Origin of the sequence: Azovibrio sp., from assembly GCF_049658005.1 — a bacterium.
Lineage (GTDB): Bacteria > Pseudomonadota > Gammaproteobacteria > Burkholderiales > Rhodocyclaceae > Azovibrio.
Window position 1 is genome coordinate 1 of record NZ_JBASOH010000111.1, and the last position, 13,166, is coordinate 13,166.

The 13,166-nt window shown below is 66.2% G+C and carries 16 protein-coding genes; 8 read left to right on the plus strand and 8 right to left on the minus strand.

The genetic code is table 11. From position 1 onward, the window contains the following. A partial coding sequence (locus WBH99_RS10170) for a putative Na+/H+ antiporter (protein ID WP_424219970.1) occupies positions 1-308 on the plus strand: 308 nt, incomplete at its 5' end. A gap of 38 nt (positions 309-346) precedes the next feature. Next, on the plus strand, positions 347-1,267 hold the full coding sequence (locus WBH99_RS10175; RefSeq protein WP_424219971.1) for a cation diffusion facilitator family transporter: 921 nt from the start codon (positions 347-349) through the stop codon (positions 1,265-1,267). Between the two features lie 61 nt (positions 1,268-1,328). Here WBH99_RS10175 and ruvB read toward each other — a convergent pair whose 3' ends face one another. From ruvB to WBH99_RS10210, 7 genes are read right to left on the minus strand one after another with little or no spacing between them, the layout of a single operon-like run. After that, positions 1,329-2,396, minus strand: a complete 1,068-nt coding sequence (gene ruvB, locus WBH99_RS10180; RefSeq protein WP_424219972.1) for a Holliday junction branch migration DNA helicase RuvB — start codon at positions 2,394-2,396, stop codon at positions 1,329-1,331. Positions 2,397-2,403: 7 nt separating this feature from the next. Beyond that, a complete protein-coding gene (locus WBH99_RS10185; RefSeq protein WP_424219973.1) occupies positions 2,404-3,453 on the minus strand; it encodes an AI-2E family transporter in 1,050 nt (349 codons plus the stop codon). 7 nt (positions 3,454-3,460) lie between these two features. Next, on the minus strand, positions 3,461-4,045 hold the full coding sequence (ruvA, locus tag WBH99_RS10190) for a Holliday junction branch migration protein RuvA (protein ID WP_424219974.1): 585 nt from the start codon (positions 4,043-4,045) through the stop codon (positions 3,461-3,463). Further along, a complete protein-coding gene (locus tag WBH99_RS10195) occupies positions 4,042-4,989 on the minus strand; it encodes a prenyltransferase (RefSeq protein WP_424219975.1) in 948 nt (315 codons plus the stop codon). Before WBH99_RS10195 ends, ruvA begins: the two co-directional genes overlap by 4 nt. A 4-nt stretch (positions 4,990-4,993) precedes the next feature. Next, complete coding sequence (gene ruvC / locus WBH99_RS10200) at positions 4,994-5,521, minus strand: crossover junction endodeoxyribonuclease RuvC (protein WP_424219976.1); 528 nt, start codon at positions 5,519-5,521, stop codon at positions 4,994-4,996. Continuing rightward, positions 5,518-6,375, minus strand: a complete 858-nt coding sequence (locus WBH99_RS10205; protein ID WP_424219977.1) for a DMT family transporter — start codon at positions 6,373-6,375, stop codon at positions 5,518-5,520. Before WBH99_RS10205 ends, ruvC begins: the two co-directional genes overlap by 4 nt. A gap of 55 nt (positions 6,376-6,430) precedes the next feature. Next, a complete protein-coding gene (locus tag WBH99_RS10210) occupies positions 6,431-7,156 on the minus strand; it encodes a YebC/PmpR family DNA-binding transcriptional regulator (RefSeq protein ID WP_424219978.1) in 726 nt (241 codons plus the stop codon). Between the two features lie 69 nt (positions 7,157-7,225). Here WBH99_RS10210 and WBH99_RS10215 point away from each other — a divergent pair, with 69 nt between their 5' ends. Continuing rightward, positions 7,226-8,770, plus strand: a complete 1,545-nt coding sequence (locus WBH99_RS10215; RefSeq protein ID WP_424219979.1) for a helicase HerA-like domain-containing protein — start codon at positions 7,226-7,228, stop codon at positions 8,768-8,770. 293 nt (positions 8,771-9,063) lie between these two features. Here WBH99_RS10215 and WBH99_RS10220 read toward each other — a convergent pair whose 3' ends face one another. Next, positions 9,064-9,975, minus strand: a complete 912-nt coding sequence (locus WBH99_RS10220; RefSeq protein WP_424219980.1) for a LysR family transcriptional regulator — start codon at positions 9,973-9,975, stop codon at positions 9,064-9,066. A 100-nt stretch (positions 9,976-10,075) separates the two neighbouring features. Here WBH99_RS10220 and WBH99_RS10225 point away from each other — a divergent pair, with 100 nt between their 5' ends. The 5 genes from WBH99_RS10225 to WBH99_RS10245 all read left to right on the plus strand — a co-directional run. Further along, on the plus strand, positions 10,076-10,975 hold the full coding sequence (locus tag WBH99_RS10225) for a DMT family transporter (RefSeq protein ID WP_424219981.1): 900 nt from the start codon (positions 10,076-10,078) through the stop codon (positions 10,973-10,975). A 29-nt stretch (positions 10,976-11,004) separates the two neighbouring features. After that, on the plus strand, positions 11,005-11,550 hold the full coding sequence (locus tag WBH99_RS10230; protein WP_424219982.1) for a GbsR/MarR family transcriptional regulator: 546 nt from the start codon (positions 11,005-11,007) through the stop codon (positions 11,548-11,550). 89 nt (positions 11,551-11,639) lie between these two features. Next, on the plus strand, positions 11,640-12,071 hold the full coding sequence (locus WBH99_RS10235) for a thiol-disulfide oxidoreductase DCC family protein (protein ID WP_424219983.1): 432 nt from the start codon (positions 11,640-11,642) through the stop codon (positions 12,069-12,071). Beyond that, a complete protein-coding gene (locus WBH99_RS10240) occupies positions 12,068-12,406 on the plus strand; it encodes a hypothetical protein (RefSeq protein ID WP_424219984.1) in 339 nt (112 codons plus the stop codon). The genes WBH99_RS10235 and WBH99_RS10240 overlap by 4 nt, the downstream gene beginning before the upstream one ends. Beyond that, the coding region (locus tag WBH99_RS10245) for an NAD-dependent epimerase/dehydratase family protein (protein ID WP_424219985.1) at positions 12,403-13,166 on the plus strand (764 nt) is incomplete at its 3' end. The genes WBH99_RS10240 and WBH99_RS10245, both read left to right, overlap by 4 nt.

Here is a 13,166-nt window from a genome sequence, read left to right on the forward strand (position 1 = left end):
CCATCCTGACCCAGATGAACGCCACCAGCATCTTCTTCGGCGCCACGGCCCTGACCGCCATTACCGACAATGCCGCCCTCACCTATCTGGGCTCGCTGGTCGAAGGCCTCTCCGACGAATTCAAGTATGCCCTGGTCGCCGGCGCCGTCACCGGTGGCGGCCTCACCGTGATCGCCAATGCCCCCAACCCGGCCGGCATGTCGCTCCTGAAGGAATACTTCGATGAAGGCGCAGTGAATCCCCTGGGTCTGTTTGTGTCCGCCACCCCTCCGACCCTGGTGGCGATCCTGGCCTTCCAGTTGCTCTGAGGCTTCCCTTCGCGGTCCGCATGCAGTGTAATGACTGCATGCCCGACATCCACGATCCCTCCGAGAGCAGCCTTGGCCATGGGCATACCCACGGCGCGGCATCGTTCAATCGCGCTTTCATCATCGGCACGACGCTGAATGTTGCCTTTGTCATCATCGAAGTCTTCTATGGCTGGCATGCCGGGTCGCTGGCCTTGCTGGCGGATGCCGGACACAATCTTTCCGATGTCGCCGGTCTGCTGCTGGCCTGGGGCGCCCAGGCCGCAGGCAGACGCGAGCCCGATGCGCGCTACACATATGGGTGGCAGCGGGCATCCATTCTTGCGGCATTCACCAATGCCGTCTTGTTGTTGGTCGCCATGGGCTCGCTCATGTGGGAGGCGGCGCATCGCTTGCATTCACCCGTGCCTGTCGAAGGGATGACGGTCATCGTGGTGGCCGCCATCGGCGTGGTGATCAATGGCCTCAGCGCTGCACTTTTCATGGTCGGGCGCGATGATGACATCAACATTCGCGGCGCCTTTGTGCATATGGCCGCCGATGCCCTGGTATCCCTCGGCGTTGTATTTGCAGGAATGTTATATCTATGGCAAGGCTGGGCCTGGGTTGATCCGGTCACCAGCCTGGCCGTTGCACTGGTGATCATCGCGGGTACCTGGGGCTTGTTGCGTCAGTCACTGCGGCTGCTGTTCGACGGCGTGCCCGAGCGGATCGATCTTGCCGCCGTTGCGGCCTCGTTGCGCAGCCAGCCCGGTGTGACGGAGGTGCATGACCTGCATGTCTGGGCGATGAGTACAACCGGGTACGCGCTGACGGCGCATCTCGTGATGCCCGCCGGGCATCCAGGAGATAGTGCGCTCGAGGCAATCGCCGCGGTACTGCGGCGGGATTTTTCGATCACACATTCCACGTTGCAGATTGAACTGGCGAGTCATGACCATGGCTGCCACACCATCTGATTTGAAAATCGGGCACGGATGAGACGGCGAACCCGGGGGCGAGGAGTGCCTCAGGGCAGACTCAGCCCCCCTCCCAGAGATCGGGGCTGACGCCGGCGCCGCCGGGCACGGCCAGACCCACATGCCGGTAAATGGCCGGAGTTGCCATGCGGCCGCGCAGGGTGCGCTGCAGGTAGCCCTGCTGGATCAAATAAGGTTCCAGCACATCTTCGATGGTGTCCCGGGATTCGCCGATGGCCGCCGCCAGGTTGTCCACCCCCACCGGACCCCCGCCGAACTTGTCGATGATGGCAAAGATCAGCTTGCGGTCCATCAGGTCCAGGCCCGCCGGGTCCACATCCAGCATCCGCAGGGCCGCATCCGCCACCGGCCGGGTGATCTGGCCGTCCGCCTTGACCTCGGCGTAATCCCGCACCCGGCGCAGCAGGCGGTTGGCGATCCGCGGCGTCCCCCGGGAACGGCGGGCAATTTCCAGGGCGCCCTGACTGTCCATGGGCACATTGAGCAGATGGGCCGAGCGGCCGACGATCTGCTGCAACTCTTCTGGCGTGTAGAACTCCAGCCGGGCGACGATACCGAAGCGGTCGCGCAGGGGATTGGTGAGCATGCCGGCCCGGGTAGTGGCGCCCACCAGGGTGAACGGCGGCAGGTCGAGCTTCACCGAGCGGGCCGAGGGGCCTTCGCCGATCATGATGTCGATCTGAAAATCTTCCAGGGCCGGATACAGGATTTCCTCCACCACCGGGCTGAGGCGGTGGATTTCGTCGATGAACAGGACGTCGTGGGGTTCCAGATTCGTGAGCATGGCGGCCAGGTCGCCGGCCCGCTCCAGCACCGGGCCGGAAGTCTGGCGCAGATTGACCCCCATTTCCTGAGCCAGGATGTGGGCCAGGGTGGTCTTGCCCAGGCCGGGGGGGCCAAACAGCAGCACATGGTCCAGGGATTCGGAACGGTTCCTGGCGGCCTGGATGAAGATTTCCAGCTGTTCGCGGATCTTGGCCTGGCCGGTGTAGTCGGCCAGGCGCCTGGGACGCAGGGCCCGTTCCAGGGCCTCTTCCTGGGCCGAGCGGGACTGGGGCGTGAGGATGCGCTCGGGGCCGGCGGGGGCGAGCTTATCGGTTTCGATCATGGGAACTTCAGTTGCCTTCCAGATCAGGCTGATGCATCCAGCGCATGAACAGCACATGTCCCAGGGCCAGCAGGGCGGGGCCGAGGAAGATGCCGATGAAGCCGAAAGCCAGGATGCCGCCGAAAACGCCCAGGGCAATCAGCAGGATGGGCAGGCTGGCCGTGCGCGAAATCAGGATGGGTTTGACGAAATTATCGACGCTGCTGATGACCATCGCCCCATACGCCACCATGAAAACAGCCCAGGCTATCTCGCCCTGATCGTAGAGCCAGAAGGCGGCGCCCCCCCATAGCAGGGGTGGCCCGATGGGGACCATGGAGAGGAAGAAGGTGGCCATGGCCAGCAGCATGGCCCCGGGCACCCCGGCAATCAGGAAGCCGAGTAGCGCCACCAGAGCCTGAGCCACGGCCGTACCGACGATGCCCACCATGACACCGGTCACGGTGGCGCGGGTCAGGTTCAGCAACTCGGTCCCCAGATCCCCGGCCAGCCGGCGGGCCGCGCCACTGACCCGATTGGCGAGCGACAGGCCATCCCGGTAAAAGAAGAAGCCGATGAACACCACCAGCACCAGTTGCAGGATGCCGTTACCCACCAGGCTGATGCTGGCCATGGCCATGTTGCGCACCGGCTCGTAGCTGCGGCGCAGCAGATTCAGCATTTCTTCGCGGTTGTCCTGCAGGCGATGCCAGTAATCCACGATCTGTTCGCCGATCACGGGGAGATTTGCCACCCATACGGGGGGCTCTCCAATCCCCTCATCCAGCCAGGGCCGGATTTTCCCGATCATCATGTGCAAGGCATCCCCCAGGCTGGCGGCCAGGAAAATGGTGGGGACCACCATTCCCAACAGCAGGATCAGGGTCATGACGGCAGCCGCCAGGGTATCGCGACGCCCCAGTTTGCCATGCAGCCAGCCATAGACCGGCCAGGTGGTGATGCAGATCACCGCCGCAAACAGCACCGCCGCCAGAAAGGGATAGAGCACGAACAGGCAGCCGAGGATGAGCAGGGTCACCAGGCTGATCTGGGCAAGTTGTTTGGGATCGTAGGTCATGGACACCTCAGAATCTGGCCAGGATTTTCAGGGCCTGGCGGATGCCCTCGGAAGTGGACAGGCCAGGGCTCAGGGTTTTCAGGGCGCCGCTCGCTTCCTTGTCGCTGTAACCTAGCGCCAGCAGGGCATTTAGCACATCGTCGCTGGCATTGGCCGCCAAGGCGGGCGCAAGACCCCCGACCCCGGCTGCGCTTGGCAGCTTGTCCTTCAGTTCCAGCAGCAGGCGCTCGGCGGTCTTCTTGCCGATGCCCGGCACCTTGATCAGCCGCCCCGCTTCCTGACGCGCCACGGCGCTGGCCAAGTCGTCCACGGAAAGGCCGGACAGCACCGCCAGGGCGATGCGGGCCCCGACCCCGGAAATTTTCAGCAACTGGCGAAACGCGGCCCGCTCGTCGGCTGAGGCGAAGCCATAGAGGAAATGTCCATCTTCCCGCACCACATGGTGGATCAGCAGGCTCACGGCTTCCCCCAGGGCCGGCAGATTGTAGAAGGTGCTCATGGGCACATCCACCTCGTAGCCGACACCGCCCACGTCGATCATGATCTGGGGGGGATTTTTTTCGGCCAGGCGGCCGCAGAGACGTCCGATCATAAGGGTTTCGCCGAGCAATAAAGACCTGCCGCCAGCAGTAGACCGCCCAGGTTGGCGGCCAGGATCGACAGTTTGATGGCCGGCACCAGGCCCGCCGGGTGGCTGGCATGGGCCAGCAACTGGCGGGCGGCATGAAAGGAAAGCGGCAGGGCAAACGCCCCCGCCGCCGCATGAATGGGCAACATGCTCCTGGCCACCAGGAACAGGATCAGCCCATAGGCCAGGGCGGTGACGGCCAGGTAGCCCCACTTGGCCTCTTCCGGCCCCAGGCGCACCACCAGGGTCCGCTTGCCGGCCACGGCGTCGGCCTTGCGATCGGGAAACTGGTTGATGAACAGGATGTTGGCCACCAGCAGGGCATAGGGCAGCCCGGCCAGCCAGGGCTGCAGGGCGACACTGCCGCGCTGGACCAGATCGGCGCCCACCACCACCAGCAACCAGCCGGCCACGATCGCCAGTTCCCCCAGGCCGCGGGACATGAGCCGCAGCGGCGGCGCCGAATAGGCCCAGCCCAGCAGCAGCCCGCCCAGGCCGACCCAGAACAGTTCGAAGCCGGAACGGCTCATCAACCACAGGCCGGCCGGAATCACCGCCGCCAGCAGGCCGTAGCCGAACCAGGCCATGGCCCGGGCGCTGAGCACTCCGTTCTGGATGAAGCGGCTGCCGCCGGTGAAGGGATAGGCCCGCTCCCTATTGGCGGCATCGCTGCCGTTCAGGGCGTCGTAGTAATCATTGATCACATTCACCCCGGCGTGGGCCACCAGGGCGAAGAAAAGGGTGACCAGGGCCTTGTCCAGGACCAGGGGAAAGCCGCTGAAATGGGCCGAAGCCTGGCCGATCAGGCAACCTACCAGGGTGACGCTGAGAAAGGCAGGGCGGGTGGCGGCCAGATATTTGACCAGGGGATTCGGGAAGGCGCTCAGGCTGGGTTCGGCGGGGTGCATGGCATCATCCTATCAGGCGGCCGTTACGGACGCGATAACCGGCCGTCGCCAGGCCGCCCAGGCCCTGCCCCCCGTGGGCATGGCAGATGGCACAGGCCAGGGCATCGGCCGCATCGGCCGCCGGGGTGCCCGCCAGATTCAAGAGCCGCACCACCATGTTCTGCACCTGTTCCTTGGCCGCCTTGCCCTGCCCCACCACCGCCTGCTTGATCTGCAAGGCCGTATATTCCGACACCGGCAGCCCCCCATGCACCAGGGCCGACAGGGCCGCGCCCCGGGCCTGGCCCAGCAGCAGGGTGGATTGCGGATTCACATTCACGAAAATGATTTCCACCGCCGCCCCGTCGGGCCGATAGGTCGCCACCACTTCACTGATGCCCCGAAACAGGGTGTGGATGCGTTGCGGCAAGGTTTCCTTGTCATTCGACCTGATGCAGCCACTGGCCACATAACTGAGCTGGCTGCCCTGCTGCTCGATCACGCCAAAGCCGGTCACCCGCAGGCCCGGGTCGATGCCGAGGATGCGGCTCATGCCGGGCCCCGCGCCAGATACACCCCGGCCACCGCCAGGCCCATGCCGACCAGCGCCGTCGGCCCCAGGCTCTCGCCGAACACGCCCCAGGCAATCAGGGCCGTGGTGGGCGGGGTCAGGTAGAACAGACGCGCCACATGGACGGCGCTGCCCTGGCGGATCAGCACATTGAGCAGGCTGATGGCGCCGATGGAGAGCACCAGCACCAGCCACAGCAGGGCGAAGATGAATTCGCCGCTCCACTGGATCTGCATGGTTTCCGTCGCCAGGGCCACGGGCAGGGTCAGCAGGGCCGCCGGAACGAACTGCAGCACCGAGCCGGTACGCAGGTCGAAGCGGGTGCAAAAACGTTTCTGGTAGAGGGTGCCGGCGGTAATGCCGAGCAAGGCCACCAGGGCCGGCAGCAACATGCTGGAGAAGGCGCCCAGGCCCGCGCCGGACTTGCCGGACACCACCAACCCCACCCCGGCAAAGCCCAGGGCCAGGCCCAGCCACTGGCGCGGCGCCACTTTTTCCCCCAGCCACCCGCCCGCGGCCAGGGCCGTCAGCAGGGGTTGCATGCCCACCACCAGGGCCGTCAGTCCGGCCGGCAGGCCATGGTGGATCGCCATGAACACGCCGCCCAGGTAAACGCCGTGGACCAGCATGCCGCTCACGCCGATATGCAGCCACTGGCGCGGGTCCCGGGGCCAGGGGGCGCGGCTGAGGCAGACGATCAGCAGCATCAGGCCGATCACCAGCACATAGCGGCTGAGCAAAAAGGTCAGGGGCTCGGCATAGGGCAGGCCGAACTTGGCCCCGATGAAGCCGGTGCTCCAGAGCAAGACGAACAGGAAGGGAAGCAGGCGCTGCATCAAAAAACAAAGGCGACGCCACGCGCCGCCCTGCGTTTCATTTGGGCAATGGCGCTCACTCGTCCATCACCGCAGTGGTGTAGATTTCCTGCACGTCATCCAGGTTTTCCAGGGCGTCCAGGAGCTTTTGCATCTTGATGGCGTCTTCGCCGGTGAATTCGGTTTCGACATCCGGCTTCATGGTCACCTCGCCGAATTCGGGCTTGAAACCGGCGGCCTCCAGGGCATCCTTGACGGTCATGTAGTCGTTGGGAGCGGTGATGACTTCGATGGAACCGTCATCATTGCTGCTCACGTCCTCGGCACCGGCTTCGATGGCGGCCTCCATCAGGGCCGTTTCATCGGCCCCAGGGGCGAAGATCAGCTGGCCGCAATGCTTGAACTGGAAGGCCACGCAACCATCGGTGCCCATGTTGCCGCCGTGCTTGCTAAAGGCATGGCGCACTTCGGCCACGGTGCGGGTCTTGTTGTCGGTGAGGCAGTCCACCATGATCGCGGCGCCACCGATGCCGTAGCCTTCGTAGCGGATTTCCACATAATCGACGCCTTCCAGTTCGCCGGTGCCCTTCTTGATGGCGGTGTCGATCTTGTCCTTGGGCATGTTGACGCCCTTGGCCTTGTCCACCGCGACGCGCAAGCGCGGATTGAAGCTGACATCACCGCCGCCCATCTTGGCGGCCACGGTGATTTCCTTGGCGATTTTGGAGAAGGCGGCGCCGCGCTTCTCGTCCTGGCGACCTTTACGGTGCTGGATATTGGCCCATTTGCTATGACCAGCCATGATGTTCCTCAAATACCTGAAAGCGTTGATAGAATCCGGGAATTCTAACATATCGGACCCGGTCATCTCATGACTGCCCCCCTCGTCATTGCCAAACATCAGAGCACTGATATCGCCCTGCTGCCCGCCCTGGCCAACCGCCACGGCCTGATCACCGGCGCCACCGGCACCGGCAAGACCATCACCCTGCAGGTGCTGGCGGAGCGCTTTGCCAGCATCGGCGTGCCGGTGTTCATGGCCGACGTGAAGGGCGACCTGTCCGGCCTGGGCGCCCCGGGCAAGCTTTCCCCCAAGCTCAAAGAGCGGCTCGCAGCCCTGGGCGTCGAGGACTGGCAGCCCCAAGCCTGCACCACCGTGTTCTGGGACGTGTTCGGCGCCGCCGGCCACCCGGTGCGGGCCACCATTTCCGACATGGGCCCGATCCTCCTGTCCCGGCTGCTCAACCTGAACGACACTCAGGCCGGGGTGCTGCAACTCGTGTTCCGGATCGCCGACGACCACGGCCTCTTGCTCCTCGACCTGAAGGACCTGCGCGCCATGGTCCAGCATGTGGGCGAGAACGCCAAGGATTTCACGACTGAATACGGCAATGTCTCGGCGGCTTCCATCGGCGCCATCCAGCGCAACCTGCTGACCCTGGAGGAACAGGGCGGCGACGTGTTCTTCGGCGAGCCCATGCTCGACATCAACGACCTGATGCAGACCGACGCGGACGGCCGCGGCGTGATCAACGTGCTGGCAGCGGAAAAGCTGATGCAGTCCTCCCGGCTCTACTCCACCTTCCTGCTCTGGCTGCTCGCGGAACTGTTCGAGCAGTTGCCGGAAGCCGGCGACCTGGAGAAGCCGAAGCTCATGTTCTTCTTCGACGAGGCCCATCTACTCTTCAACGAGGCCCCGGCGGCGCTGCTGGAGAAGATCGAGCAGGTGGTGCGCCTCATTCGCTCGAAGGGGGTGGGCATCTTTTTCGTCAGCCAGAACCCTCTGGACCTGCCCGACACGGTGCTCGGCCAGTTGGGCAACCGGGTCCAGCACGCCCTGCGCGCCTTCACCCCCCGGGACCAGAAGGCGGTCAAGACCGCCGCCGAAACTCTGCGCGCCAACCCGGCCTTCGACGCGGCCACGGCCATCACCGAGCTGGGGGTGGGCGAGTCCCTGGTTTCCTTCCTGGACGAAAAGGGCCGGCCCACCATGGTGGAACGGGCCTTCATCCTGCCGCCTGCCTCCCGCATCGGCCCCCTGGACGCGGCCGAACGCGAAGCCGCCATCAAGGGCTCTCTGCTCTACGGCCATTACGAACAGGCCCTGGACCGGGAATCCGCCTACGAAAAACTCAAGGGCCAGGCCGCCGCCGCAGCCCCGACCTCGACCCAGAGCAAGCAGCAAACGCCCCAGGCCCCCGCCGACCCGGACGAGCCCGGCGGCATGCTCGATGGCCTGGGTGACCTGTTCGGCGGCGGCAGCTCCACCTCCGGCTCCCGGCGCAGCAGCAGCCGGGAAGGCGTGGTCGAAGCCCTGGCCAAATCCGCCGCCCGGGCCATAGGCTCCCAGGTGGGCCGGGAGATCATCCGCGGGGTGCTGGGCTCCATCCTGGGCGGCAGCTCCCGGCGCCGCTGAGAATCGGAAACTGGCCCAGCGGAGGCATTTTTGCGCCGCTTAGACTTCCCTTCCCGCGCCGATCCGGCGCTTCTATCAGGGAGTCGAAATAATGTTGGCCCGTTTTCGGAAAAAACTTCGCGAAATTTTCTTCGGCGGTTCGTTCGAATGGTCTGTTCTGCCAGATCAGCCACCGATCTTGTTGCCAACGCCCGGCATTCTGTACCACCTTCGGCGATGGTGGGCTCGGCACCGTGGCACGTTGGCCCGCATTACGGCCACCGCCTTAATCTCGACAGTGGTCGCCAAAATTTTCAGTTGAGGCCCGCCGCCGCCAGGGCCGTCAGCAGCTCCCGGGCGAAGCCCGAGAGGGCGGCCTCGTCCCGGACGCAGAGCTGCAGGTCCCGGCGGGCCCAGGGCTCGTCCAGCTCCACGAGCCCCGGCGGTTCCCGCAGATTAAGGCCGGCCAGGGCCGAGCGGGGCACCAGGCCGATGCCCACCCCGGCCCCCACCATGCGGCACACGGCGTCGAAACTGCGCACCTGGATGCGCACGTCCAGGGGCCGCCCCAGGGTGGCCGCCGCCTGCAGGGTGAAGCGGTGGATCGCCGAGCCCGCGTGCAGCATCACGAAGGGATAGTCCAGGGTCTCGGCGAAGCGGACCCCGGCCCGCACCGCCAGGGCATGGGCGGCGGGCACCACCAGCACCAGCCGGTCCTGCCGGTAGGGCAGCAGCCGCACCCCGGCTTCCAGCACCGATTCCCCCGGGGACTCGGCCACCACCCCCAGCTCCACTTCCCCCTTGGCCACCGCCTGGACGATGTCCGGACTGGTGTGCTCCTCCAGGCTGACGCTGACCTGGGGATGGGCGCGCAGGAATTCCGCCAGGTCGTCGGGCAGGAAGGTGTGGGTGGCATGGGTGTTGGCCCACAGGCTGACCTGGCCCCGCACGCCCCGGGCGAAAGGGGCCAGTTCCGCATGCATCTGTTCGAGGCGGGCGAACACCTGGCGAGCGTGCCGCAGCAGGGCCTGACCCGCCGGGGTGGGGCTGAGCCCCCGGGCCCGGCGCTCGAACAGGGATGTGCCCAGGCTTTCCTCCAGCAGCTTGAGCCGGTGGCTGGCCGAGGATGGCGCCAGATGCACCCGCTCTGCGGCACGGGTCAGGTTGCCCGCTTCGGCAATGGCGACAAACAGGCTCAGGTCGGTGAGGTCGTAACGCAGGGACATGGGAGGTTTCGTTTCTGACGAACGCAGGCGTGGCATCTTAGCAATTGTGGCGGGCTTGCGCCCCAGGCCTAATGGGCGCCTCTGCACAATGGAGCCGTCCATGGGCCAGCCCGACCCCGCCGCCGAACGTTTCGGCATCCTGCTCGCCCTCCTGGCCGCCCTGGGTTTTTCCCTCAAGGCCATCTTCGTCAAGCTGGCCTATGCCTGGCCCGTGAGCGCCGTCACCCTGCTCGCCATCCGCATGCTGCTCTCCCTGCCCGTGTTCGCCTGGGTGGGCTGGCATTCCAGCAAGGCGGCGCCGCCCCTCAGCCGGCGCGATTGGCTGATCCTCACCGGCCTGGGTCTGGCCGGCTATTACGGGGCCAGCATCCTGGATTTCCTCGGGCTGCAGTACATCACCGCAGCCCTGGAGCGGCTGATCCTGTACACCTACCCGACCCTGACGGTGCTGATCGCCGTGCTGGTGTTCAAGCGCCCCCTGCAGCGGCGGGAGCTGGGGGCCATCCTGCTTTCCTACGCCGGCATCGGCTTTGCCTTCGCCCACGACCTGGATCTGGCCGCCGAAGGGCATGCGGTCTGGCTGGGCGCCGGACTGGTGTTCGCCTCCAGCCTCACCTACGCGGTGTATCTGAGCGGCAGCGGCCCCATGATCGCCCGCCTGGGCAGCGCCCGCTTCACCGCCCTGTGCATGCTGGTGTCCACCGCCGGCACCCTGGCCCATTTCGCCCTGAGCCAGCCCCTGGAGGCCCTGATCCTGCCCTGGCAGGTCTATGGTCTGGGCGCGGCCATGGCGGTGTTTTCCACCATCCTGCCGGTGTTCATGCAGTCGGCGGCGATCCGCCGCATCGGCGCCTCCCGCTCGGTGCTGATCGGCACCATCGGCCCCATGGCCACCATCTTCTTCGGCTGGTGGTGGCTGGGGGAAACCCTGTCCCTGCACCAGATGCTGGGCGCCGGCCTGGTGCTGGCCGGGGTGCTGTTGGTGAGCCTGAAGCGATAGTTCACAAATTTCTGTCTTGACAGAAATTTGTGAACATCTATAGTCACGCCATGGAACTCACACCTGTCACCGAACGCTTCATCCTCCACTGGGGGAAAATGGGGGCCCGCTGGGGCGTCAATCGCACCGTGGCCCAGATTCATGCCCTGCTCTACCTGGCCGAGCAGCCCATGGCCGCGGACGAGATCGTGGACACCCTGTCGGTGGCCCGCTCCAACGTCAGCAACAGCCTCAAGGAGCTGCTCTCCTGGAAGCTGGTGCGGGTGGTGCATGTGCTGGGGGACCGGCGCGACCATTTCGAGACCTCCAAGGATGTCTGGGAACTGTTCAAGCTGATCGTCGAAGGCCGCAAGCAGCGTGAAGTTGAGCCCACCCTGGCGGTGCTGGGCGAGTGCCTGGCCAGCCCTGAGCTGGACAAGGAGAGTCCCGGAGTCCGCAAGCGCATCGAGGAAACCCGGGAGTTCATCCGGGTGCTCACGGTGTGGGCCGACGAGATGCTGCGCCAGGACCCGGAGACCCTGATGAAGGTGCTGAAGATGGGCGCGAAGATTCGGAATCTGGTGCGGGGCGAATAACCCGGCACCCCGGCGGGGCGGCCTTGCCGCCCTTTTTTGGCAGCAGTTATTTCTGTTTTTACTGAAATTACAGATAGAAAGGACAAGACATGGACACCCAGGCCTATCCCATGGAATTCCTCTACGACGGGGAATGCGCCATCTGCCGCTTCGACGTGGCCCATCTGCGGCGCCACGACCGGCACGGCCGCCTGCGCTTCATCGACATCAGCGGCGCCGATTTCGACCCGGCCCCCTACGGCCGCAGCAAGGCGGAACTGCTGGCCCGCATCACCGCCCGACGGGCTGACGGCCGCATCGTCGAGGGGCCGGAAGTGTTCCGCCTGGCCCTGGCCGCCAACGGCCTGGGCTGGCTGGTGGCCCCGACCCGCTGGCCCGGACTCGCCTGCATCACGGAAGCGTCCTATCGCTGCTTCGCCCGCCACCGGGTGCAGCTGTCGCGCCGCTTCGGGGGCATCTTCGCCCGCCTCACCCCGGTCTGCGACGGGGACGTCTGCCAACGCCCGGGGAGCGGATCATGAGGGCCTCCCTGCTGCTCCTGGCCCTGACCCTGCCGCCCCTGGCCGGCTTCCTGGTGGCCCGCTACCTGAACCCCACCCTGGAGCGCCTGCTCACGGAGCTGTGCGGCAGCGTCGAACGGGCCGAAATCTGGGTGCGCCTGGTGCAGCTGTTCCTGATGCTCGGGCCCACGGCCCTGGCCCTGATGCGGGCCGATGGCTGGCGCTCCCTGGCAGACGGGCTGAGCACCCTGCACGCCATGGCCAGCATCACCGTCAATGGTCTGCTGATCGTGCTCACGGTGGTGGCCTGGGTGCTCTGGCGCCAGATTCCCAAAGACCGGGAGGAAAGATCATGAACATCCTGCTCTGCGGCGCTGACGGCATGCTCGGCCGCCACCTGGGCCAGCAACTGGAGGCGGCCGGTCACCGGGTGGTGCGCGGCGTGCATAGACCCCGCCTGCCCGGGGACCTGGCCCTGGATTACCGCTGCGACCTGAGTCCGGAAGCCTGGCTGCCCCGCCTGGCGGGCATCGACGTGGTGATCAACGCCGTCGGCATCCTGCGCGAGACCCAGGCCGGGGATTACCAGCGCATCCACCACCAGGCGCCGGCGGCCCTGTTTGCCGCCTGCGCCCGGGCCGGCATCACCCGGGTGGTGCAGATTTCCGCCCTGGGCCAGGGAGATGCAGCCGGCCTGCCCGCCTACCTGGACAGCAAGCGGGCCGCCGATGCCGCCTTGAGCGCAGCCCTGCCCCAAGGGGCCACGGTGCTGCGCCCGGGCCTGGTGTTCGCCCCGGACGGGGCCTCCAGCCGCTTCTTCCTGGCCCTGGCCAGCCTGCCGCTACTGGCCCTGCCCGGGGGCGCCGGCCCGGTGCAGCCGGTGCATGTGGATGATCTGGCCGCCGCGGTGCTCGCCTGCCTGGAACAGCCTTCCGGCCCCACCCGGGTGCTGGAACTGCCCGGCCCCCGGGCCCTGAGTTACCGGGACTGGCTGCAGACCTACCGGCGCTTGCAGGGACTCGCCAGCGCCCCCTGCCTGCCGCTGCCCGCATGGCTGATGCCCCTGGCGGCCCGGGTGGCGGGGTTCTTTCCCGGCTCCCTGCTCTCTGCCGACAG